The following is an 844-nucleotide window of genomic DNA, read 5'->3' on the forward strand; positions in this document are numbered from 1 at the left end:
TCGTTTACAATATCATTATAGGGAATATCAAGGGGGGAAGATGTGGAAGAATTTAAAGATTATGTGTCTTTCGACTTAGAATTTAACGAGGTAGAGGGCATTCAACATTTATTACAAGTGTCGGCGATAAAGTATGTTAATCATCAAGAAATCGAACGCTTTGACACTTATGTTCATTCGAACGTTCATATTAGAAGTTTTATTACAGGATTAACGGGGATTTCCCAAGATAAAATTAAAAATGCGCCTCCTTTAGTGGAAGTATTAAGGGATTTTAAAGCCTTTGTTGGTGACTTTCCATTGATGGGGTATAATGGCAAAAAAAGTGATATTCCAGTGCTACAAAGTCATGGCTTAGATTTAGAAGCGCAATATCAAATTGATATCTATGAAATAGCACAAGAAATGAAACCGACCTATTTATCAGGTTCAAAGGGATTGAGTCTAAAAGCCGTAGCGGAATATATTGGCTTAAAAGGGCAAGCACATAACAGTTTAGAAGATGCCAAGATGACGGCAGAAGTTTATCAAGGTTTACTAGAATTGAAAGCCAATGAAAGTTATTTAGATGAACAAGAAGCAGTAACTAACAATCCATTCGCGAGCTTAGGGTTAGCAGGCTTGTTCGGCGAAGATGAATAATTGAGTCATCTTGATAAGGAGGGTTTATCAGTAACCTTTTAAATATTATGGCGAATTGAGTTGCTTGCTCTCAATGTTTTAAATTGTAGTTCAACTCAATGTGTTAAAATCGTTACTTGTCTCAATGTTTTAAAACGCTATTCGCCTCACCCAATCTGGCCTAAAACCCACCGCGGTATGAGTTAAAAGCATATGCCTAGCG

At 36.5% G+C, this 844-nt stretch carries 1 protein-coding gene; it reads left to right on the forward strand.

Going from position 1 to position 844, the window contains the following annotated elements; genetic code table 11:
* Positions 1 to 42 precede the first annotated feature (42 nt).
* The gene (locus tag GSA01S_RS10340) at positions 43 to 642 is read left to right on the forward strand and encodes a 3'-5' exonuclease (RefSeq protein WP_066127338.1); all 600 of its coding nucleotides are present in this window, start codon (positions 43 to 45) and stop codon (positions 640 to 642) included.
* The last annotated feature ends 202 nt before the right edge of the window (positions 643 to 844 follow it).

It is taken from the genome of Globicatella sanguinis NBRC 15551 (assembly GCF_001552295.1).
GTDB classification, from domain to species: domain Bacteria; phylum Bacillota; class Bacilli; order Lactobacillales; family Aerococcaceae; genus Globicatella; species Globicatella sanguinis.